The sequence below is a fragment of the Prolixibacteraceae bacterium genome, from assembly GCA_019720755.1.
Classification (GTDB): Bacteria; Bacteroidota; Bacteroidia; order Bacteroidales; family Prolixibacteraceae; genus Halosquirtibacter; species Halosquirtibacter laminarini.
This window is the reverse complement of sequence record CP081303.1, coordinates 3100914-3123957: the sequence shown is the minus strand read 5'-3', so window position 1 is coordinate 3123957 and position 23044 is coordinate 3100914. Positions and strand designations below refer to the sequence as shown.

Genomic DNA, 23044 nt, shown 5'->3' with positions numbered 1-23044 from the left:
AGTTCTCCAATATCTGTATAATAAAAGAGAAAAGAAATGATCGAACAAAGAACTCTTCTCTTTTCTATATCTTAAATAAAACGATTATCTCTTCAGTATTGTATCGATCATACCATACTCTAAAGCTTCACTAGAAGTCATCCAATAATCTCTATCAGAATCAGCTGCCACTTTATCAAATGATTGTTTTGAATGATCTGCAATAATTTGATACAACTCCTTTTTCAATTTCATAATCTCTCTTGCTGTAATTTCAATATCTGAAGCTTGACCTTTAGCTCCACCAAGAGGTTGATGAATCATTACACGAGAATGAGTTAAAGCAGATCTTTTTCCTTCTGCACCTGCACACAACAATACAGCAGCCATCGATGCAGCGATTCCAGTACAGATAGTTGCAACATCACAATTAATATATTGCATCGTATCATAAATACCCAAACCTGCATATACTGACCCTCCAGGAGAGTTAAAGTAAATTTGAATATCCTTACCTGGATCTGCAGATTCTAAGAAAAGCAATTGAGCCTGGATGATATTTGCTACATGGTCATCAATAGGAACGCCTAGGAATATGATTCTATCCATCATTAATCGAGAGAATACATCCATTGATGCAACATTCATCTGTCTCTCTTCAATGATTGTTGGAGAGATATAATTTGCATTTATCGATTCGAAACGATGAAGGTTCATACTACTAATACCCATATGACCTTTGGCAAACTTGTGAAATTCGTCGTTGTTATAACCCATACCTATATGTTTAAAACAAAAAAAACTTTGTAGTGGTCGTAATACGACCTACTACAAAGTTAATAATCTTATAGAATGATTCCTATTTTACGATTAGTTTTCGAAAAGTGCGTCAAACTCTTTTTGAGCTACAGCTTTCTCTTCAACATTCACCTTCGATAGAATAAGATCATATACTTTTTCTTCTAGCTTACGATCAGCAAAACGAGCACGTTCTTGCTCATTCTCAAGAATTGATCCAGCATATTGCTCTAGGTACTCATCTTTCACGTCGAACATACCGTATTGACGGAATTGCATCAAAGCAGCTTCTTTTGCAAGATCAACAACCTCTTGGTTCTCTACTTTGATTTCATTCTCTTTAACTATCTTATTCTTGATAAGTTCCCACTTGAATCCTTCTTCGTAATTACTCCACTCAGCATCTACTTTTTCAGCAGTAAGCTCTTTGTTTGTCATCACGATCCAACGCTTCAAGAAAGCAGCTGGAAGATCAAATTTCGCTTTTTTGATCAAAGACTCACGAGCATCAACACCAAAACGGTATTTGCTAGAGTAAACGTAGCTAGCTTCGATCTCTTCTTTCACTTTAGCACGGAAAGCTTCTACTGTGTTGATTTCAGTCTCTTCACCGTAGATCTTTTTAAACAATTCTTCATTCACTTCGTGAGCAACAAAGAACAATACTTCGTTTGCAACAAACTTAAATGTAGTATCCAATGCTTCAACATCTTCTACTTTGAACAATTGAGTTGCATTTGAAAAACAAGCCTTAGGATTCAGAACAATTTCAAAATCTTTAGTAGCACCGATGAATGATTTCTTCACCTCTTCATCTTGGATCATATCCACAGCAAGAACTACATCCTCTACTTTGATACCATCTTCTACTTCGTTTCCTTCAGCATCAACTTGAGTGAAAGCACCTTTGATAGTCTCTTTCTCTTCAACTTTATCTGCTGGTTTATTCTCACCAAAACGACTAGCAAAAGCTTCAACTTGATTGTCAATAGTTTGCTCATCTACATCGATGATATAATAAGGAAGTTTACTTCTCTTATCTAATGTTACATTGATTTCTGGAGTCGTTGCAATATCGAATACGAATTCGAAATCTACATCTTTAGTCCAATCAATTGTCTTTGTTTCTTCGTCATTAGGAAGAGGCTCACCTAAGATATCAAGGTTTTCATCCTTGATAAAATCAGTTAGAGATTTTGAGATTACTTTATTTACCTCTTCTGCAAGTACAGATTGACCATACATTTTCTTCACCAAACTAGCAGGAACTTTTCCTTGACGGAAACCAGGCATTTGAGCCTTTTTACGGTATTCTTTAAGAGTCTCGTTTACCGTTGCCTCATAATCGCTTTTCTCAACTGTCAGCCTGACAACAGCATTCAAATCATCAATGTTTTCTCTGGTAATTTTCATAATTTCCTACACTTAATGAAAGATTCAAAATGCCAAAAGGCAGGTATGCCTCCTTCTTAATTCTATATTATATTACTTGATTTTGTATATTAAAAAAAACCGCCTACGATCCCATAAAAAGGATAACGAAGGCGGTTCTATGCTATCAACGTGCGGATGAAGGGACTCGAACCCCCACGCCTCTCGGCACTAGATCCTAAGTCTAGCGCGGCTACCAATTACGCCACATCCGCGTTCCCACAAAAGCGATGCAAATATGATACTTTTTTTAAGAACATCCAAAAAATATCTTATTTTTATTTCTTTCGTAGTTCAAAGTTCTGTCCTAGATATAATCGACGAACTTCTTCATCCGCAGCCAACTCCTCAGCAGACCCCGCCTGAAGGATACGTCCATCATATAATAGATAAGAACGATCGGTAATCGACAATGTCTCATGTACATTGTGATCGGTAATGAGTATACCAATATTCTTATCTCTCAACTTAAATACGATCTTTTGGATATCCTCAACAGCAATGGGATCGACTCCTGCAAAAGGCTCATCAAGAAGAATAAACTTAGGGTTAATAGCCAAACATCTAGCTATTTCACAACGACGTCTCTCACCTCCAGACAACTGAATTCCTTTACTTTTACGAATATGTTGCAGTCCAAACTCATCCAAAAGTGATTCTAATTTCTCTTTCTGATACTCTTTGGTTGTATCGGTCATTTCAAGAATCGACATAATATTATCCTCGATACTCAACTGGCGAAAAACAGAAGCTTCTTGAGCAAGATACCCTACTCCCATTTGGGCTCTTTTATAAACCGGAAATGTAGTAATGTCCTCATCATCCAAGAAGATACGTCCTCCGGATGGTTGAACTAGACCAACTGTCATGTAGAAAGAAGTTGTCTTACCAGCTCCATTAGGACCGAGCAAACCAACAATCTCACCCTGTTCTACTTCAAGCGAAACTCCTTTAACAACTAGTCTCTTACCGTATTTTTTCTTTATATTTTCGGCTCTTAACTTCATACTCTATATTCTGATTATGATCCTTGCAAATATAATGAAATAAGAACGATCCAATAAGATTGATAAGCAAATTATTAATCTAATTCATCTAAATCCTCATCAAAATCATAACGACTCTTTCTGGTCACGGCTTTAGATATATAGATACTTATCTCATACAAAAACACCAAAGGAACGCATACCAACACCTGACTAAACACGTCTGGAGGGGTTATAATAGCAGATAGGAGAAGAAGAAAAACATACGCATGTTTACGATATGTTCTCATAAAAGATGGACTTAAAAGACCTATTGTACTAAAAAAGTATACGATAATAGGCAACTCAAAAACTACCCCACCTGAAAAAACGATACTCGTCACAGTCCCTATATAAGACGAAAGTTGAATTTGATTCATCACTTGGTCACTCACAACATATCCTGCCAAGAACTGTAATGAAAGAGGCAGAATAACAAAATACCCAAACAGGACCCCCACAATGAAAAGCATCGAAGAGGTAAACACAGCTCCTGAAGCCACCTTTTTCTCAGAGTTATGTAGAGCAGGCCTAACGAAACGCCATATTTGATAAAAGACATATGGAAACGAAAGAATAAATCCTATTACAAGAGACACTTTAATATGGGTTGCAAATTGCCCCGACATCATGATATTCTGAATCTCAATTGGTCTTATATTAAAAGAAGCCGATTCAATCCAAGAGATGTGTTTATGAAGAAACACCATTACGTCATTTAATTTTTGATAAGTCCAAAAATTTGGGTCTTTAGGCCACAATATTATTTTATCAAAAATAAACTCCCTATTTGCAAATGCAAAGATACTACAAAAAAGAACAGACAAACATGCTCTAACTAGATGCCATCTCAACTCTTCAAGATGCTCTATAAACGACATCTCTTTTTCTTTCTTTTTAGTAGATATTTTTTTCTGTGAAGTCATATTCTTAATTAGTGGTAAGTGTTGTTATGAGTACAGTTTGATCACAAATATATCAAAAGATCGAACAATTATACCTACTCTCACCAAACAATATAAAACCACTACAATCAACAAATAATATATTTCCACAAAAAAAATGACATTTTCTATTACTGAAACGAAGAGACCATCAGAGAAACAAAAAAATAAAGTCCTAAATCATCCATTTTTTCAGTAAAATATATCTTATTTATATCTCATTTACATTTATTTTATCCCATTCTATCTGAACTCTATTTATTCAAAACAGAGAATCACACCCATATGTATCATTAAGTTGGAAAGCAATTTTCATGACTTAAATAATCACAAATACAACACCTCCTATACTATCAGAATGTGAGCAAACACCCCAACAAATAGGCTCATTGTCAACAATTCCATCTTTTTTTAAACAAAACATAAAAAAACCATGATAATACAAAACGAATGTAATGTCATGAATAATGAGATTAAAAATCATATTTAATAGTAGCAAACAACACCTAGTATATTACACAATAATATCAGCCCAATATATATCATTGGGAAAAAACCAAAAATAGCTACTTGAATACATCTAATAATTTATTTATCTTAGCTATCATATCATATATGATATAATAAGTGGATTAGCTTTAGGAGTAAAATAAGGGATTAAAGATGGACAAAAGCATTTCATTAACGGACGAGTTAAAAAAACACTTCGGCTTCGATCAATTTAAAGGAAGTCAACAAGAAGTTATTCAAAGTATCCTTGATAAAAAGGACACTTTTGTATTAATGCCAACAGGGGGTGGCAAATCACTTTGTTATCAATTACCAGCACTTATTCTAGAAGGAACAGCTATTGTTGTCTCTCCTTTAATTGCATTGATGAAAAACCAAGTAGATGCCATACGTTCTATTAGCACCAACAATGGTATTGCACACTTTTTGAACTCTTCTCTTTCGAAGACGGCAACCAACCAAGTAAAAGAAGATGTACGTAGTGGAACAACCAAACTCCTATACGTGGCACCAGAATCACTCACCAAACAGGAAAATATCGATTTCCTAAGTGAAATAAACATCTCCTTTTATGCCATTGATGAAGCACACTGTATTTCAGAATGGGGACATGACTTTCGACCTGAGTATCGAAGAATAAGACCTATCGTTCAAGATATCGGTTCTGCTCCCATCATTGCGTTGACTGCCACAGCTACTCCTAAGGTACAACACGACATACAAAAAAACCTTGGCATGAGCAGTGCCAACGTCTTTAAGTCCTCTTTTAACAGAGAGAACCTTTTCTATGAAATAAGGTCAAAAAACAAAGCTCCTGAGCAAATCATCAAATTTATCAACGAAAGAAAAGGTAAATCTGGTATTATATATTGTCTTAGTCGAAAGAAAGTAGAAGAACTTGCTGAGACATTACAAGTTAATGGAATTAAAGCGCTCCCTTATCATGCAGGAATGGATTCTGCTACACGATCAGGAAACCAGGATAAATTCCTGATGGAAGAGGTAGATGTGATTGTTGCAACCATTGCTTTCGGTATGGGTATCGACAAACCAGATGTTCGTTACGTCATTCACTTTGATGTACCAAAATCGCTTGAAGGGTATTACCAAGAGACTGGACGTGCTGGACGTGACGGTGGCGAAGGTCACTGCTTAACCTTCTATAGCTATAAAGACATACAAAAACTTGAGAAATTCATGCAGGGAAAACCTGTAGCGGAACAAGAGATTGGACAGCAGCTTCTTTTAGATACTGTAGCATTTGCAGAATCGGCATTATGTCGTCGCAGAGTTCTTCTTCACTACTTTGGAGAGCACTACGATGTAGAAAATTGCTGCAATTGTGATAATTGTAAATCTCCTAAAGAACAGATCGAAGGCAAAGAGATGATCTTGATGGCACTGAATGCGGTAAAAGAGGTGAAGCAACAGTTCAAATCAGAGCATATGGTAGACATTCTAATCGGAACAAAAAATGCTGCCATCAAATCATTTAAACACGAAAGTCTAAACTGTTATAGCAAAGGAGAGGATGTCGATTCAAGACTATGGAAGGCGGTATACAGACAATGTATTATCTCTGGATTCTTACTAAAAGACATCGAAAATTACGGAATGCTCAAGATGACCTCTAAAGGGGAGGAGTATATTCAACATCCATACTCTTTTATGGTAGTCAAGAATCACGATTACGAAGCAGTAGTAGAGGATATGTCATCCAATACAGGGAGAAACGCAACTGGAGATCCTGAACTTTTTGCGATGTTAAAGGATTTAAGAAAAGAGGAAGCAAAGAAAAAGAATCTACCTCCTTATATTTTATTTCAAGAGACCTCCCTTTCGGATATGTCTATACAATACCCTACTTCTTTAGAAGAACTTCAAAATATCGTAGGAGTAGGACAAGGTAAAGCACGAAAATATGGAAACCCATTTATTGATCTCATAAAGAAATATGTCATAGAGAACGAGATCACCCGTGCTCAAGACATGGTGGTTAAAAGTATTGCCAACAAATCAAAGAATAAGGTCTTCATTATTCAGGCAATTGACAGAAAGATGCCATTGAATGATATTGCAGAAGCAAAAGGTTTAGAGCTTAATGATTTAATTCATGAATTAGAAGCAATTGTAAACTCAGGAACCAAGATCAATATAGACTATTATATAGAGCAAGAGCTTGACGAGGACACAGTAGAGGAGATCTTCGAATATTTCCATGACGACTCTGTCACAGGAGAGCTATTTGAAGCATACGAAGAGTTAGGCGACGACTTCTCAGAAGAAGAGATTCGTTTGGTTCGCCTTAAATTCTTATCTGAAGTAGGAAACTAATCAGTAAAAGTTAATAGATAAAGAAGCCGAGATTGAACAATCAATCTCGGCTTCTTTTATATATTATACAAGCATCACCAACACCATTGGATATTGGAACAATATAGAGTAACCTAAAATTAAATAGTAGGTTTATCAATCTTCTCCACCATCTCACCGATTAGGGTAGTCTGTGTACAACGAGCAATTTTCACTCTTACATAGTCTCCAATCTTCGCATCTTGTTTAGGAAAAACAACCATCTTATTCTGAGAGCTACGTCCGCAAAAATCATCTTCCGATTTCTTTGAAGTCCCTTCAACCAACACCTCAAATACCTTATCAATATCATTGTTATTCCTCTCTAAAGAGAGTCTATTTTGCAATTCAATCATACGAGAAAGACGTTCTCCTTTTAACTCTTCTGAAATATCGTCATCCAATTTCTTTGCAGCATAAGTACCAGGACGTTCTGAATATTTAAACATAAAAGCAGTATCATAATGAACCCACTTCATCATATCTAATGTTCCTTGGAATTGCTCCTCTGTCTCTCCACAAAATCCACAAAAGACATCAGTAGTAATAGAACAATCAGGAATATGCTTTCGAATCATCTCCACTCTATTTTTATACCACTCTACGGTATATCTTCTATTCATACGCTTCAACACTTCATCGTCTCCAGCTTGAATAGGCAAATGAATATGTTTACATATATTTGGATATTTTGCAATAGTCTTTACAACACTCTCCTTGATATCCTTAGGATGTGGTGTACTAAAACGAACACGAAGAGCAGGATCTTCTTTTGCAACAATCTCCAAAAGGTGATGAAAACGTACTGGTTTCGTCTCTCCTTCTGGCAACCACTTATAAGAGTCGACATTCTGACCAAGAAGTGTTACCTCTTTATATCCATTTTGGATCATATCACGAACCTCTGCCAAAATATCCTTGGGATCACGGCTACGTTCTCTACCTCTAGTATAAGGGACAATACAGTAAGTACAAAAATTATTACACCCACGAGTGATAGATACAAAACCAGAAATACTATCATTCATTCTTTTAGGGATAATACTATCGTAAGTCTCCTCTACTGTCAACTCTACATTGATAGCATCTTCTCCATCCACCGCTTTGTCGTATAGATATGGAAGGTTACGATAGGCATCAGGACCAGCCACAATATCTACCACTTTATCCTCCAACATCTCGTCTCCGATACGTTCTGCCATACAACCAATAAGTCCTAGTTTCAGAGACTTATTTTTTTTCTTCAATGCATTCAGATGACGAAGACGTCCCCATACACGCTTTTCAGCGTTGTCTCTTACAGAGCAAGTATTTACAAGGATCACATCAGCCTGATCATGATCTTCAGAAATCTCAAAATTTCTTTCGGCCATAACAGATGCCACAACTTCGCTATCCGCGACGTTCATTTGACATCCATATGTTTCGATATATAGTTTCTTTTTCATTTCAAAAAAGTCAAAAATCCAATAAAAATAAATGGGTTACAAAGTTAATTCGATTTTTCACAATTCAATAAATATCACAGATAAAAAGATTTAAACCTCTTTATTAATAGCACTTAACAGAAAGGAGACATCAATACTAATCCTATAAAAAAGCTAAAAAATATCAGGATAAATAGCACGAACAAATCAGACATATCCTATAATATCAAAACTATTTTCATATTTAAATAACATAAGGCACAATCTGAAGTATAATAACCAATATCTCCTTTGGCTTGACCAAAAAAACATATCTTTGTGTAAACGAAGTTCCCTCTTTCCTCTCTTAGTGAAAAGCATTCCCACTAGTCGGCGAAAGGAGGTACACAGTATATAGAAATAAGTTTTATAATAAAATAGTACAATAGATATGAAACCGCTCTTCTTTTTATTTTTCATTCTCCTTTTAGGGAGCTTTTCTGCGAAGGCACAACAACCATACCCAAAGATGCCAGTAGAGGACGCCCCCAAAGACCTTGAAGCATTAATTGAGAAGCCAATCTTCCACCACACAGATTTGGTCGACTCTCTATTAGTGTGGCATTCTCAAGAGAACAAAAAGTCTAAAGGAGTCAAAGGATATCGATTGCAGATATACTTCTCATCTGGGACAGACGCACGAAGTGAGATTCAAAAGATAAAATCTCGTTTCCTTCGACAGCATTCTGATGTAGAGACTTACACTACTTACAGTGCTCCTGATTTCAAACTAAGAGTAGGTGATTTCCGAACCAAATCAGAAGCTCTTAAGCTACAAAAGTCAGTCTCTTCGATGTTTCCTGATTCATTTATTGTGCCTGAAGTGATTGATCCTAAATATTAACATTACCCTAAGAGACTGTTTAACTCAAGTCTCTTTTTTTTACCATTTACCCAAAAATTACCATGAGTGATCCAATAAAACATGAATGCGGTATCGCATTAATTCGCCTTAAAAAGCCACTCTCTTTCTACGAAGAGAAGTACGGCACTTGGATGTATGGATTGAATAAACTTTATCTTCTAATGGAGAAACAGCACAATCGAGGACAAGATGGTGCTGGTGTAGTAGGTGTAAAACTGAACGTAGACCCAGGTCGTGGTTATTTCGATCGTTTCCGTTCTGTAGAGAACAACCCAATTAAAGACCTTTTTCAACATGTCTTCTCTACAATAAGTAATTTCACCAAAGAACATCCAAATCAAAAGATCGATGCAGAGTGGGCCTCAAAGAATATCCCATTTATTTCTGAGGTTTATATGGGGCACCTAAGGTATGGTACCTTTGGTCGCAATAGCGTGGAGTATGCCCATCCAGTCATGCGTCAAAACAATTGGAAATCTCGCAATCTCGCCCTCGCTGGAAACTTCAACCTTACCAATGTAGACGAACTTTTTGAGAAACTGATTCAGTTAGGCCAACACCCAAAAGCCTATACTGATACAGAGACTGTTCTCGAAAAAGTAGGACATTTCCTAGACGAAGAGAACGAACGTCTTTTCCGTATCTTCAAGAATGAAAGATACAACAACAAAGAAATTTCAGCAAAGATAAAAGAGCAGATGGATATTCAATCCATCCTCGAAAAAGCAAGTAGAGATTGGGATGGTGGATATGCAATGGCAGGAGTGATTGGACATGGCGACATGTTTGTTACTAGAGATCCATGGGGCATACGACCAGCACACTACTATGAGGACGACGAGATCGTTGTCGTAGCCAGCGAGAGAGCAGTGATACAGACTGTAATGAATGTCAAATATGATCAAGTAAACGAGATCGCCCCAGGATATGCCTTAATTGTTAAGCATGATGGAACGGTAAGCCATGAGATGGTACGTGTGCCTCAAAAAAGACGTTCTTGTTCTTTCGAAAGAATCTATTTCTCTCGTGGTTCCGATGCAGATATCTACAAAGAGCGTAAAGAGCTTGGTAGATTGCTTGCTCCAAAAATCATGCAAGTAATCAACAAAAACATGAACAACACCGTCTTCTCTTATATTCCAAACACTTCAGAGACTGCCTTCTATGGTATGGTCGAAGGGATTAGAGAAGAGCTCCTTGTTTGGAAGAAAGAGAAGATTCATGCATTAGCAGACCAACTTACAGAGGAGTGTATTGCAGACATTATTAAGGTGGAACCACGAATCGAAAAGATTGCCATTAAAGATGTGAAACTACGCACCTTTATTGCAGACGATGCAAGTAGAGACGATATGGTAGGCCATGTATATGATGTCACTTATGGTCAGGTCAAAAACCAAGAGGATACATTGGTGGTCATTGATGACTCTATTGTTCGTGGGACCACGCTGAAAAAGAGTATTATCAAGATACTCGATCGACTCAACCCGAAAAAGATTGTAGTCATCTCCTCTGCGCCACAAATACGCTATCCTGACTGTTATGGTATTGATATGGCTGTGATGGGCAATTTTATTGCCTTCGAAGCAACCATCGCAATACTAAAAGAGCGTGGAATGGAACATATTATCGAAGAGACATATAAGAAGTGTAAATCTCAACAGAACTTGCCAAAAGAGGAGGTAACAAACTATGTGAAAGATATCTATCGTCCTTTTAACGACGAGGAAATCTCTGCAAAGATAGCAGAACTTCTTACCCCTGCAGATTGTAATGCTGAGGTGGAGATTGTATACCAATCCGTAGAGAACTTACACAAAGCATGTCCTAACGATAAAGGAGATTGGTACTTCACAGGAGATTACCCAACCGATGGTGGAAACAAAGTGGTAAACAACTCGTTTATCAACTATATAGAAGGAGTAAAGAAAAGAGCATATTAACTGCTAATTATAAAAAGCAACAAAGGGAGTGTCACCAAACGACACTCCCTTTGTCATTCATTACCATTCGATATTGAAAATATAAATACAAAAATAGGGTCTTCATAATGAATGAAAACCCTATTTCTATAGGAATAGAAAAGATCTAATCCTAGATAGAATAACTATTGGAAACGAATCATAGGAACCTCATTATTCTCAGCAATTTGATCTAAATACGAAGAGACATGACGGTTTATTTTCCCATCATACATCTCATCAATATCAATCATTATACCAGTCTCTTCTACCTCACCGAAGTGATTATTTACTACAGTTCCAAAAGTCCGCATCGTAGGAGATAGCCCCATATATGCATTAATCAGAGGTGGAATTTTCTCACCCAATTTACGAACCTCTACAGAAAGAACTTTATATCCTTCATCATAGTTCAACCCATCAAACATACGATCTAAACGATCCGTATCCAAAGACACAGACATTGGTTCAAAAGGATAAACAAGCTTGTCATCATCCCCGAAATAACGATCAAAGAAGTAAAGGATTAAATTACGAGCATCCACATTGTAACTAGTATACATGGTTACCTTCCCAAAGAAGTAAAGCATCTCTGGATGATTGATCATCAGAGCACCCAAACCATCCCACAAGTTATCTAATGCAAAAAGACCTTTGGCTCCTGCCTTACTCGATTGATAGTCTGGTTGTACAAAAGAGCGTCCCAATTCGATCACATATGGTAGAAAATCTTCCACAAACTCAGTAGAGAATTTAAACAGTCTAGAAGTTGCAAGATGCACCTCTCCCTTCTCGTTCTTTGGGAGATTTTTACATAATATATATCTGTACCCACCCAAAATCTCCTGTTGATCTGGGTTCCAAACAATCAACTGTTCATAAGGTACATCATCCGTATCATACGAATCGATATCGACCTCTTTACCAGTACCTCCCCCTGCAGCTCTAAAGGTTAACTCACGCAAACGCCCAATTTCTAACATGGTATTTGGAGCATTATGGTGATTCAACACATAGATTTCATTTCCAGCTTTGTTGGTTTTACGCAACATCTTCTCTGGAGTAAGCTCTACAAGTAGAAGCTCACGATCTATAGGGGCTATAATCTGTTTCATAAATGATTCATTTTAACAAGGCATCTTATCCTAAAGATGCTTAATTCAAAGGGTTACATCCCTCCCATCATAGCATGTTGTATGTAAATATTCTCTATTTTCCGATCTCATAAACGATATCCCTCAACCATGCTGCCCACTTCATTGGGCTTTTTGATTTGTCAAAGGTAGTGTAAGGGATAGCTTTTCCAAAAGTGATAACAAATTTTTTATTCTTATGTCTTACCATCTCATCCGCCAATAGAAACATCTCGATATTCCATTTCAAACCGAAGAACTTGCGTATTTTAGCGATCCAATAGAAGTGTCTACTATTGCGACCTTTCACATGTACAGGAATAATATCACGGTGTGTCTCTACGGATTTCTGAATACAATGTTTATTCCACGGGAGGTCCTGTATCTTCCCATCAATAAGCCTTGAGGCAAGTCCCGAAGGGAAAATAAGAATTTGTGAATCCGAAGCATACGCCTCATTGATAAGATGAATAGATTTTCTTTGATTACCATGCTTATTTATGGGTACAAAGAGTTTCTTTACAGGTACAATATTCATCAAAATATCATTCACCAAAAATAGAGAGTGCCCCTTTTGTTCCGTAACAATATTTAACAACAAAAGACCATCAAAACCTCCCAAGGGGTGATTTGAAGTATAGATAAACTTGCCATCTTTGGGTATATTTTCCAACCCTCGATAATCAACAGAAATATTAAATTCTTTGATCAGTGCTTGTATGAAATCTACCCCCTCAAGATGCCCATAGTTCTCTATGATGTAATTAAGGTATTTGACATGCAACACCTTAGAGATAAGTCGATACACGAAATTAGGAATCTTTCGTGCCATATTTGGGCTCTTCTCTTGAAAAACCTTCTTAATATCAAACTTCTCCAATTTATTATAGTTCTCAGTCAAAAATAATCCTCCCAAGTTATAATCCACTAAAGTTCGTACCCCCTGTGTAATTCAAGGAAATACAAACTACGGATTTTTCATTATTAATTCACGATTATATCTGCAAAGTAACAAAATTATGGGTAAAGGTTTCATTTTGAAACCGTTTTTTAAATAATCCAATTATGTTATATCTAAGAAACCATTACGAAACATATGATAAGCATCATCAAACAAAAAGCTATTGTACCCTATATCCTTGATACTGATACCTCCATATAGAACGTTTAAAATATCGTTACAATGCCAAGTATTCGTTATTTCAATCAGTCCCCTGAGCTTGTCGAAGGGATCAGCAACCTAAAGTATCAACAGGGGACACTGTGATTCGACAAGCTCAGCAACCTTCATGTCGAAGGGCTTCATGATGGCACGAAACCTGATACGATAGCGAAGCATCCATTATAGACAATTAATTGCGACTCCGTAGCAAAAAACCTATTTACAAATCTGAGATTTCATCCTAACAAATAGCAAAGACAAACCATAGGAGATAAAGAACACCACCAAAGCGATCGTAGGTACATACCATATTGGATTGGGTTTCAATCCACAAAAACGAAAAATGACATTCTCAAATATCGACAATACCCCTGCATGAATCAAATAGATATAGAGACTATGTTTAGACAAAGAGGCAATCATTGCGCTCCCTTTGTAGTTCTTAATACCATTAAACAAAAGATACAAGGCAACAGCACCCACGATTGTTATCGGCGAGAAAAAACCATATAAAAAGTCTGTAACCTCTCCCTCTCCATGCAGACCACAATAGGAGGTGATCAACCAAGTTAAGATCGAACAAATCAACCACCATAACATCAACTCTTTGGGGCTAAACAACCTTTTAGGCGTATATTTTAAGCAATAACCGAGCATAAAGTAACCTAAGAAACAGACAAATCGAACCAACCAAAAAAGGGTACTAAAGTTATCGATAGGGATAGCCAAAATAGTCAGAGCTACTGCCACATAGAAGAAGTTATCCAACCCAATCTTCTCTCTTAAGATCCCTAGAATAGGAATCACCCCATAAAGACCTATCAACATATACATATACCAAAGGTGGATAAAAGGATATCCCATTAGAAAATCTTTGATAGGCTCTAAAAAATTAAAAGGCTCTCGTAAGTATACTGCAACACCCCCCTGAAGCATCCGATACAGGGTATATAGTATTCCCCAAAACAACGTAGGAAAAACAATACGTTTGACCCATATCTTCGAGTAGAACTCTGAGATATCCATCTTCATATATCTAGACAATGCAAAACGTCCACTCATTAATACAAAAAGAGGAATCGTAACACGAGAGAAGCTATTATAGAAATTAGAGATAAGAAATGGCGCCATCTCCTCCTCCGACGGAAACATAATAAACCGGGCAGAACAGTGCACCAGAATTACCATCATACAGGCAATGACACGCAACAGATCAAACGAATGTTCATATACTATAGAGTCTCTCTTCATAACAGAAATATTTTCTTTCAACCAATCATTTCATGGTTCAACTTAGCCACTATATCTAAGCCAATAAATACGTTCTTTAAAATAGTTTAATAGGTTCGAAGAGATCCACGACATCCCAAACACGAGTACAGAAGCCACTGGAATATAGACCATCGGCGAGATCTCTAACGCAAGTTTTTTCAACAGCAAAAGGTGCAATGACGACACAAACAGTGCATGGATCAAATAGATATGAAAACTATGTCGTGCCAAGGAGGTAATAACCTTGCTCGCACTTCCCACCCGGATCTTCAAGAAGAACATATAGAAGCATAGGGCATAAATGATAGCAAATGGCGATAAGAAATTAAAGAAATCAAAAGCATATTCCGATTTCATCAAAACAAAGTGGTCCACCAAAAAGAATATGGCGATCTTCATCAAAATGGCAATTGCCAAAAACGTTCTTCCTCTCCAGCTACACTTAAAGGTGTGTTTTAAAGAGTAGCCCAACATAAAATAGCCCAGATAGATAATAAAACGAACCACCCAAAACAGATCACTGAAGAACGCGATAGGAATATCCAATAACATTACCACCAAACCTAGTTTCATAAAGGCCTCCTCCCCGATCTTCTCTTTTAACTCTATCAGCAATGGAACCATGAGATTGAGACCAATGGCAACAAACATATACCATAGGTGGTAACATGGAGATCCTAGCAACAGATCTTTCAAGGGTTCGGACCATTTTGATAGTATCACAATACGCTCCCCTTTTTCCATAAAAATCTCGAGATAAGCAAGCAATACATAAAAGAGACTCCAAAATATGGTCGGGTAGATAAGTCTTCGCTTCAAAGAGGTTTCAAACAGACTCTTGTACGCTCTATTTCGAGGCTGCGACAACATAAATCCGCCACTCAAAAGCATAAACATCGGGGCAGAGAAACAGGCAATAGTATAGAAAAAATTCCCCACCATAAAAGATTCATCGTAATGATTCATCCCTTCCGCAGCAAAAGGATTCGACACATGAATCACAATCACCATTAAAGATGCGAGGACTCTCAGAAGATCTAAATTACTCTCTCTCTTTCCCATATACGATTACATACCAATATCATTCTTATCTCCATCCCACCCATTCTGTAATTCATTTTTATCTGCGTTTATAAGTAACCCTATATCACTTCAACATAGACAGGGAACCGATATCGTTCCCTATGCTAACGCATTTTTTTATATTTTAGTGGACAACAATCCATCAATTATCCAAAATCTCTCCCAATAGAGAGGGTAAGATATTATCATGCAAGGAAATAAAATTCTCTTTCTATACGAGAGAGAGACAAGAGGGAAATTCAAAAAATCGTACCTTGTGTATGGTATCTCTAGGATTTACATTCCCATAAGCATCTCTAGACATTTCATAGAACAACCTATAAAACAGATCAATTTATGAATTTTACACGTATCATTTTATACCTCATGCTTTTGCTTCCCTATATGCAATCGAAAGCACAAGTAGGTAGCGATATCGCAAGCAACTATTGGAATTTCGACCAAGAAGTTCCTTCCAATTGGCAAGGAGCAGGACTACAACACAGCACCAAACACTTCAAAATTGGTACCGCTTCTATTGCATGGCATTGGAAACAAGGCGAACATATTCAGATAGAGAATCCTCAAGGAATTCAACAAGCATTTAAACTAGAGAAACCAGTCTCTAACTCTCTATACAAAGAACGTGCAGATAAAAAAGCAACCAAGATGCAAAAGAATGGAGGACTGATGTGTTGGATCTATAACGAGAAGGCCATCGACGACTCCCTGACCATCACTTTTGGAGAAGGAACCCAGCCTGCTTACCAGTTTCACTACTATCTAGACTTTACTGGATGGAGGGCTTGTTGGATACGTTTCTCCGAGATGACAACCCTGAAACAGGTGAAGTCGCTCGATTATATGACAATACAGGCCCCTGAACTCACTCCCAAAGGAACTCTCTACTTCGATAGAATGTTATTCGGAAACAAACCCATCCACGGCAGAAGTACTCCCGACAAACAACTTCCCTACATCAACCCTAAAGTCAATATGAACCATTGGGGAGGACAGTGGTATTGGGAGACCCACTACCAACATGATATCGCTTTAGAGCCAACGATCACTGAAAAGGAGAAACTTGCGCTTTTCCAAATCGAACTGAAGACGATGGATCTAATCCAAGGACCCGTACCCCACCAAGACGAAAACTGGTACTACAAAGATCATTTCAAAGATCTATGCATTCACCGTGCAGCCGATGGCACCATCACAGGACGCCCTATTGTCTCAGCCGACGAATACAACGCAAAATATAACGACCTCAAACCATTGCAACTATCCTCTATCTTCTATGGTTTGGCACGAGGATATGCCCTGACCAACGACGACTACTGCAAAGAGATGTTCTTCGATCTCTTCGACCATTTTGTAGACCAAGGCTACGACTATGGAAGTGCCACAGGAACCCAACACCATGTAGGATATCAACTAGAGGGATTGCCAGAATCGTTTCTTCTCATGAAGGAGGCACTGAGAGCTTCAGGACGTCTAGACAAAGCCGCAGAAATACTACACTATTGGTATGGCAACGCAGAGTGTCGTAGAGATATCTCGGTCAATGAGATACAAGGGGTATCCGATTTTTGGAATACCAAAGCGAGAGGACGACTGATTGCCGTACTATTGATGGACGACAGCCCAGAGAAAGTAAGAGAGATGAAAGCACTTACCCGTTTTATCGACAACTCACTTCAATACTCCTCTGGAAGTGTGGGAGGAATCACTCCAGACGGTTGCCTATATCACCATGCTGGACTCTATCCAGCATATATGACAGGATCTTTTATGGGCATCGCTCCGGTAGTATACTCTCTATCCAACACCCCTTTTGCCATCGGCAAACAGGCACTGCACAACCTTTCGCAATCGATGCTTTTGATGCGCAACTTCTCCAACAAATACGAGTGGGGTATCGCCATCTCTGGACGACAAGTGTTTGCAGGGATGATATGCCAACGTGCCATTGATGGCATGGGCTATGTAGCCAAATCCTCCACTCCTATCGACACCCTCTTGGCCTCAGCCTATATGCGACTAGCCAACCCTTGGGAGAAGATGTACTACGAGTTTCAAGAGAAAGGAATCCAGCCAGAAACAAAGATGGATGGCTTTCAAGTGGTAAACTATGCCTGCCTAGGACTTCACCGTAGAGACGATTGGCTCGTAACAGTGAAAGGATACAACCGCTATGTATGGTCTGGAGAGATCTATGCACACGACAATCGTTGGGGAAGATATATGAGCTATGGCTCGATCCAAATCAACAATCAAGGAGATCCGATAGACAACAAACATAGTGGATACGACCAAAATGGATGGGACTGGAATCGTTTCCCAGGGACTACCACCATCCATCTTCCTCTTGACAAACTATACTGTCCTGTAAGAACCTTGATGTCGAGATCGGATGAGACCTTCTGTGGCACCTCTTCTTTGGGAAAGAATGGAATCTTTGGAATGAAACTACACGAGAAAGAGACACTGAAGAACTTCACTCCAGATCATCGTGCCAGAAAGTCGGTATTTCTTTTTGACGACTGTTTGATCGCATTGGGTAGCGATATTCAAAACAGCAACAAAGAGTATCCTACAGAGACCACCCTCTTCCAACTAGAATCTAAAGAGGAAAACTCTATCACCCTCGACGGACAATCTTATACCGATACATTCGAGATCGCTCCAAATCCTAAAAAGGCCCATATCCTATACGACAACAAAGGGAACACCCACTTTATTGCCAAAGGACAAGATCTAGTAGTCTATCGCAAAACACAAACATCCAAACACAACAAATCAGAAAGAGAAACCCACGGAACGTTCTCTGTAGCCTATTTAAAACATGGGAAAGCTCCCCGTCATGGATCTTACGAATATGCCACCATCGTCAATGGCGCAAAATCAGGACATACTCCCGACTATACAGTGCTTCAAAAAAATCGTAAAGCACATATCGTAGAAGACCACCATACAGGAATTACTGGATTGGTTCTTTTCGAAGCAGGAAGTGTAAAAAACAGATGGATCAAATCGATCAACCACGAAGCATTGGTGATGATTCAAGAGAAGTCGAATAAGCTAAATCTATCTGTTTGCTCTCCTAGTGTCAACTTCGGTAGCGACCGAGCATACGACAACAAACCAAGTGTCCCTGTGGATATTACACTAGTTGTTGCAGGACAATGGAAACCTGCCTCCACAACCAAAGGGGTAAAAGTCCTATCTCAAACCAAAGGACGTACCACCCTGCAGTTCCACTGTGTTGATGGAAAAACTATCAAAACAGAATTGGTAAAATAACTTTATAGTTCCCTTGTTGCTTTAGGTAACAAGGGAACCCCAGTGACTAAACCTCTAATAAGTTGCTTATAGGTATTCTTATAACAACAGACATACATCGCTTTACAACAAATATCATACAATCATTAAGAATGAAAAAGAATCAATAATCAATGCTTAAATCATGTGTTTTTTTCACATAATCTTTATAGTTCTGAAATTGCTCTTTTAGGCCATAAACCTTTTCCAGATTTTCCATAAACCGTTCGCTTGGTGCTGCTTTATATGTCAAAAGCAAGTATCTTTTGCGAACATATTCTCGTTGTTTCTCTGAATAATCACCTATTAATTTTAACGCAAATTCATCCTTATAATTTTTAAAGACGTCGAGATACTCACTACAATAATAAAGAGACTTATCCTGAGTATCTACACTATTTTCAATCTCTAATATAAATTGAAACAAAAGATTATCATCAATCGATAACATTTCGTTTAACCTCTCTTTTTTCTTACATAGTTCAAGAAAAACATCCTTAAATGTACTTTTAATGTCATCTTGGTCTTCTTTTAAACTATAAAACCAACTAGTTACAGAGACAAATGGCTCTAATAACACTTTCCTTTTCTCTAAAGCATCATCTAAAACTTTCGATAACAATTTAAATAAAACAACAGCAAACTCCATACAACGATCTTTAATACCTTTATCTATAAAGAAGATAAGGAAGTTGATAAGGATTTTCTCATCTATAAAGTCTCCTTTATATTTAGAACGAGAAAAGATTTCGTTGTACAGATCATCTTTATTTTTGCTATCTATAAAATAGTTACAAATACGGTGGAAATCCCAATAAGAACGATCTACCTTCTTCTTAGCTATAAGAGATCTGCAAGATAAAATAATCATACTTCTTATTGTACCAGTCGTATAATCTGGATCATTAACTCTTTCGAGAGATGAATTATTAGAAAATGTATCAATAAATATCTCTTTAAAAGCAATAAGCTTTTTTGTGGAAATTTCAGAAATAGAACGAGTCATATAAATTAATTCATTAGGATCATTTAATATTTCTTTGAATCCTTCTTCTGTTAAGAAATATGCTTCTAAAGTTTGATTATAGTATGAGCTGTAATTAAGTAAATACCCCACACTATTAATCTTCTTATTTAAAGAAAACAAAGCAGATACAAACCTCATGTATGTAGGATCAAAATGTCCAATTTCAAAAATTCTTTTATTTATAGTGTCTACATAGACTTTGGATAACTCTTTATTGTTACAGCTAATCAATGAGGGAAAATCTTTAAAATGTCCTAGTCTTTTTCTGCCTACATCAGGGTATTCTTCCATATTAGGTAAAAAATCACGAATCTCGTCATATATTTTAAAAGATTCATATGGGAATCGTTCTTTAAAAACAATCATAAAAATCATATCTCTCAAATCCAAATCCCCTTTTAAAATATGATTGTTCTGAATAAGTTGATTACGAATTCTTTTCCATTGACGAATATTATTTATTTCAATAGCTAAATTAACAGGTACGTTCAAATTATAATAGACTCCAGTTTCTCTTTCTGTTAGGCTGTCATTGGGATCCCAATGTCTAATTTCATAACTCACGTTAAAACTTAGTGGTATAAACTGTAAAAACGAATATCTCAATTTTAACGGGATAAGTGCATCTATCGAATAAATCGTGCTAATTTTATTTTTATCTAAATTTACTTCGTATTCCTTCTCAAAATACTTTCTAAACATATTCCCTAAATGAAGTAGTACCCAATCTTGTATCTCCTCTACTTTAATAGTAGGCAACATAACCTCCATTTGAATAAACTTCTCCAAGAATCTTGCTCCTTCTTTGCTATCTTGTTTTTTTACAGCAAAGTAGTCTGTAAGTTGAGAAGTCACATACTCCTTGTCGTAGGTCACCACAAAGATCAAACCTTTAAAGTCTCCAGTATTGCGGAGAATCTTAATACAAGAGACCAACTCATCTCGACCTAAGCGATCAAGGTCATCCATTATGACCACCACCTTTTTCCCAATCTCTTGTAGGCAACGCTCGACCTTATCAAACTGTTGGGCTACATCCGTAGAAGAAGCAAAAAAGGAGACACAGTGCTCGATGGCACTCTTAAACTTTGAATCTCCCATAGAGAGAAGTAGTTTGCGATAGCCTTCAATATTTCGCCCCAAATCACCATGATAGGGAGCCAATTTACTCTTTAATGCATCTAAAAAATGAGAAAGCACCTCTCTATCATTGCGAGCATACCATGGATTGTAATCCACCACGATAATATCTTTCTTTCCCCCTAACTTCTCTTTTAAGCCATTTAGGAAGGAGGTTTTTCCACCACCCCAAGGGCTGGTTATACCAAAGGAAAAAGAACGCTTCTCTCCCAACCCATCAATTTCATGTAATATAAAATCAACGAACTTTTGTCTTGATGGTAAAAGTTCATTATAACTATCTAACTCTTTATCATCTAAAAGCGATTTATTTATTTCATCCGAAGTAGTATCTTTTTCTTCAAGACCAGTTCCCTTTTTGCCTTCTGGAGTAGAATCCTTCTTTTCTTCAAGAACAGAACTTTTTTTCCTTAATAATATTCGTGAACGGTAACTTCCCCCAGCAATGATAAATCCACCAAACGGCACCAGACACCATAAGTCAATATAACACAGTGTACCACCTCTTGTCAAGGTAGATAATCGCCATGGAATATCCTCTAAATGGGGACAATAGAAACGTAATATAGACCAACAGATCGTAAAATATACTATCCAGAAGATATCTCTATTTGCAAAACGATAAGCGATTTTAATTTTTTTACCACAAAAGATCAGTCCAAAAATAACAAGGACGACTAAAACACCACACAACACAATTCTTGATGCAGTATTGAAATAAAATAAATTCGAAGGGAAATAACCAAAGATATTATGAACCAACGTCTTATTGATAAACTTAAAGAACGGTTTGTGTAAAACAAAGATCACGATCAAAGATAAGATCAAGAAGAAGATCTCTTTTTTAAACTCTCCTAAGATGCTTTTGATCCTATCTATAGGATTTTTACAGAACTCTTTAATCTTTTCTTGAATATCATTAGAAAGCAAAACAAATAAGTTCCATATCTTGACGACTCTCTCTTTTAACAATCGTTTTTGGGGCTGTGTTTGTGTCATAGGTTGTAAAAGGACAATAAGATACTAAAGATATAAAAGATCGATTATTTATAACATAACATTAATCGAAATAAAACATAGGGATCTTTTCGTTGCTTCTATTTACGCTCCATATATAGCGTATCAAAACGGCCAATAGGCGAATACAAACAGGAGTTATCCACATGTGGATAACTATCGCAACGCATTCAAAATCTGAAAACTTACCATAGTTATAAACATGTCTTTTCAAACAAAGTAAAAACAAAGAAACAGACGCGTTTTTTTCTTTTGTATCCGAGCCGAAAAGAGACTTATGATACATTATTATAAGGGAAACAGCCTACACCTAAGAAGTGTACACACCTTCTACCAAACCTAAAACAAACACTTTTCTTACATTTGCACTCTTTTACAAATGTTTTTGAACATATTTATAAATAAATATGAATACTCATAGAGGGATTGTTAGAAAATGGATGTCTTTGTCTATAGAAGTACTTAGAATTTCATTCGAAACCAAGAAGAAGAAGGAGCTGCAATACGACATGACTTCAATCTTTGAGGGGGGATAGATAACGAAAGGGTGAGGTTGAAATAAGAGGGGAAGAATCTGAC

Annotated in this window: 14 protein-coding genes and 1 tRNA gene; 4 read left to right on the top strand and 11 right to left on the bottom strand. The window is 37.1% G+C overall.

Annotation, left to right across the window (positions count from 1 at the left end):
- Nucleotides 1–84 precede the first annotated feature (84 nt).
- The 5 genes from clpP to tatC all read right to left on the bottom strand — a co-directional run bounded on the left by clpP (nucleotide 85) and on the right by tatC (nucleotide 4159).
- Nucleotides 85–756, bottom strand: a complete 672-nt coding sequence (gene clpP, locus K4L44_12300; protein QZE13363.1) for an ATP-dependent Clp endopeptidase proteolytic subunit ClpP — start codon at nucleotides 754–756, stop codon at nucleotides 85–87.
- Nucleotides 757–849: 93 nt separating this feature from the next.
- Nucleotides 850–2190: a trigger factor gene (gene tig / locus K4L44_12295; GenBank protein ID QZE13362.1), complete on the bottom strand. Its 1341-nt coding sequence runs from the start codon at nucleotides 2188–2190 to the stop codon at nucleotides 850–852.
- Nucleotides 2191–2341: 151 nt separating this feature from the next.
- Nucleotides 2342–2423: transfer RNA gene (locus tag K4L44_12290), tRNA-Leu, on the bottom strand.
- A gap of 63 nt (nucleotides 2424–2486) precedes the next feature.
- Nucleotides 2487–3215, bottom strand: a complete 729-nt coding sequence (gene lptB / locus K4L44_12285) for an LPS export ABC transporter ATP-binding protein (protein QZE13361.1) — start codon at nucleotides 3213–3215, stop codon at nucleotides 2487–2489.
- Nucleotides 3216–3289: 74 nt separating this feature from the next.
- Nucleotides 3290–4159 (bottom strand): twin-arginine translocase subunit TatC, encoded by an 870-nt coding sequence (gene tatC / locus K4L44_12280; protein ID QZE13360.1) that lies wholly within the window; start codon nucleotides 4157–4159, stop codon nucleotides 3290–3292.
- Nucleotides 4160–4840: 681 nt separating this feature from the next.
- Here tatC and recQ point away from each other — a divergent pair.
- Complete coding sequence (recQ, locus tag K4L44_12275) at nucleotides 4841–7021, top strand: DNA helicase RecQ (protein ID QZE13359.1); 2181 nt, start codon at nucleotides 4841–4843, stop codon at nucleotides 7019–7021.
- Nucleotides 7022–7140: 119 nt separating this feature from the next.
- Here the strand turns inward: recQ and miaB are convergent, their stop codons facing one another.
- Nucleotides 7141–8487 (bottom strand): tRNA (N6-isopentenyl adenosine(37)-C2)-methylthiotransferase MiaB, encoded by a 1347-nt coding sequence (gene miaB, locus K4L44_12270; protein ID QZE13358.1) that lies wholly within the window; start codon nucleotides 8485–8487, stop codon nucleotides 7141–7143.
- 409 nt (nucleotides 8488–8896) lie between these two features.
- Between miaB and K4L44_12265 the strand changes: the two genes are divergently transcribed.
- Together K4L44_12265 and K4L44_12260 are read left to right on the top strand one after the other, a co-directional pair.
- Nucleotides 8897–9349 (top strand): SPOR domain-containing protein, encoded by a 453-nt coding sequence (locus K4L44_12265; protein QZE13357.1) that lies wholly within the window; start codon nucleotides 8897–8899, stop codon nucleotides 9347–9349.
- Nucleotides 9350–9411: 62 nt separating this feature from the next.
- Nucleotides 9412–11313, top strand: coding sequence for an amidophosphoribosyltransferase (locus tag K4L44_12260; GenBank protein ID QZE13356.1), 1902 nt, complete (start codon nucleotides 9412–9414; stop codon nucleotides 11311–11313).
- A 164-nt stretch (nucleotides 11314–11477) separates the two neighbouring features.
- On the opposite strand, the gene K4L44_12255 is transcribed toward K4L44_12260, so the two are convergent.
- The 4 genes from K4L44_12255 to K4L44_12240 form a co-directional block, all read right to left on the bottom strand.
- Nucleotides 11478–12446 carry a GNAT family N-acetyltransferase gene (locus K4L44_12255; GenBank protein ID QZE13355.1) on the bottom strand — a complete coding sequence of 323 codons (969 nt, stop codon included), beginning with the start codon at nucleotides 12444–12446 and terminating at the stop codon, nucleotides 11478–11480.
- Nucleotides 12447–12540: 94 nt separating this feature from the next.
- The gene (locus tag K4L44_12250; protein QZE13354.1) at nucleotides 12541–13380 is read right to left on the bottom strand and encodes a 1-acyl-sn-glycerol-3-phosphate acyltransferase; all 840 of its coding nucleotides are present in this window, start codon (nucleotides 13378–13380) and stop codon (nucleotides 12541–12543) included.
- A 462-nt stretch (nucleotides 13381–13842) separates the two neighbouring features.
- Nucleotides 13843–14877: an acyltransferase family protein gene (locus tag K4L44_12245; GenBank protein ID QZE13353.1), complete on the bottom strand. Its 1035-nt coding sequence runs from the start codon at nucleotides 14875–14877 to the stop codon at nucleotides 13843–13845.
- A gap of 42 nt (nucleotides 14878–14919) precedes the next feature.
- A complete protein-coding gene (locus K4L44_12240) occupies nucleotides 14920–15960 on the bottom strand; it encodes an acyltransferase family protein (GenBank protein ID QZE13352.1) in 1041 nt (346 codons plus the stop codon).
- Nucleotides 15961–16317: 357 nt separating this feature from the next.
- Here K4L44_12240 and K4L44_12235 point away from each other — a divergent pair, with 357 nt between their 5' ends.
- Nucleotides 16318–19263 carry a hypothetical protein gene (locus K4L44_12235; protein QZE13351.1) on the top strand — a complete coding sequence of 982 codons (2946 nt, stop codon included), beginning with the start codon at nucleotides 16318–16320 and terminating at the stop codon, nucleotides 19261–19263.
- 142 nt (nucleotides 19264–19405) lie between these two features.
- Here K4L44_12235 and K4L44_12230 read toward each other — a convergent pair whose 3' ends face one another.
- Nucleotides 19406–22447, bottom strand: coding sequence for a KAP family NTPase (locus tag K4L44_12230; protein ID QZE13350.1), 3042 nt, complete (start codon nucleotides 22445–22447; stop codon nucleotides 19406–19408).
- Between the last annotated feature and the right edge of the window lie 597 nt (nucleotides 22448–23044).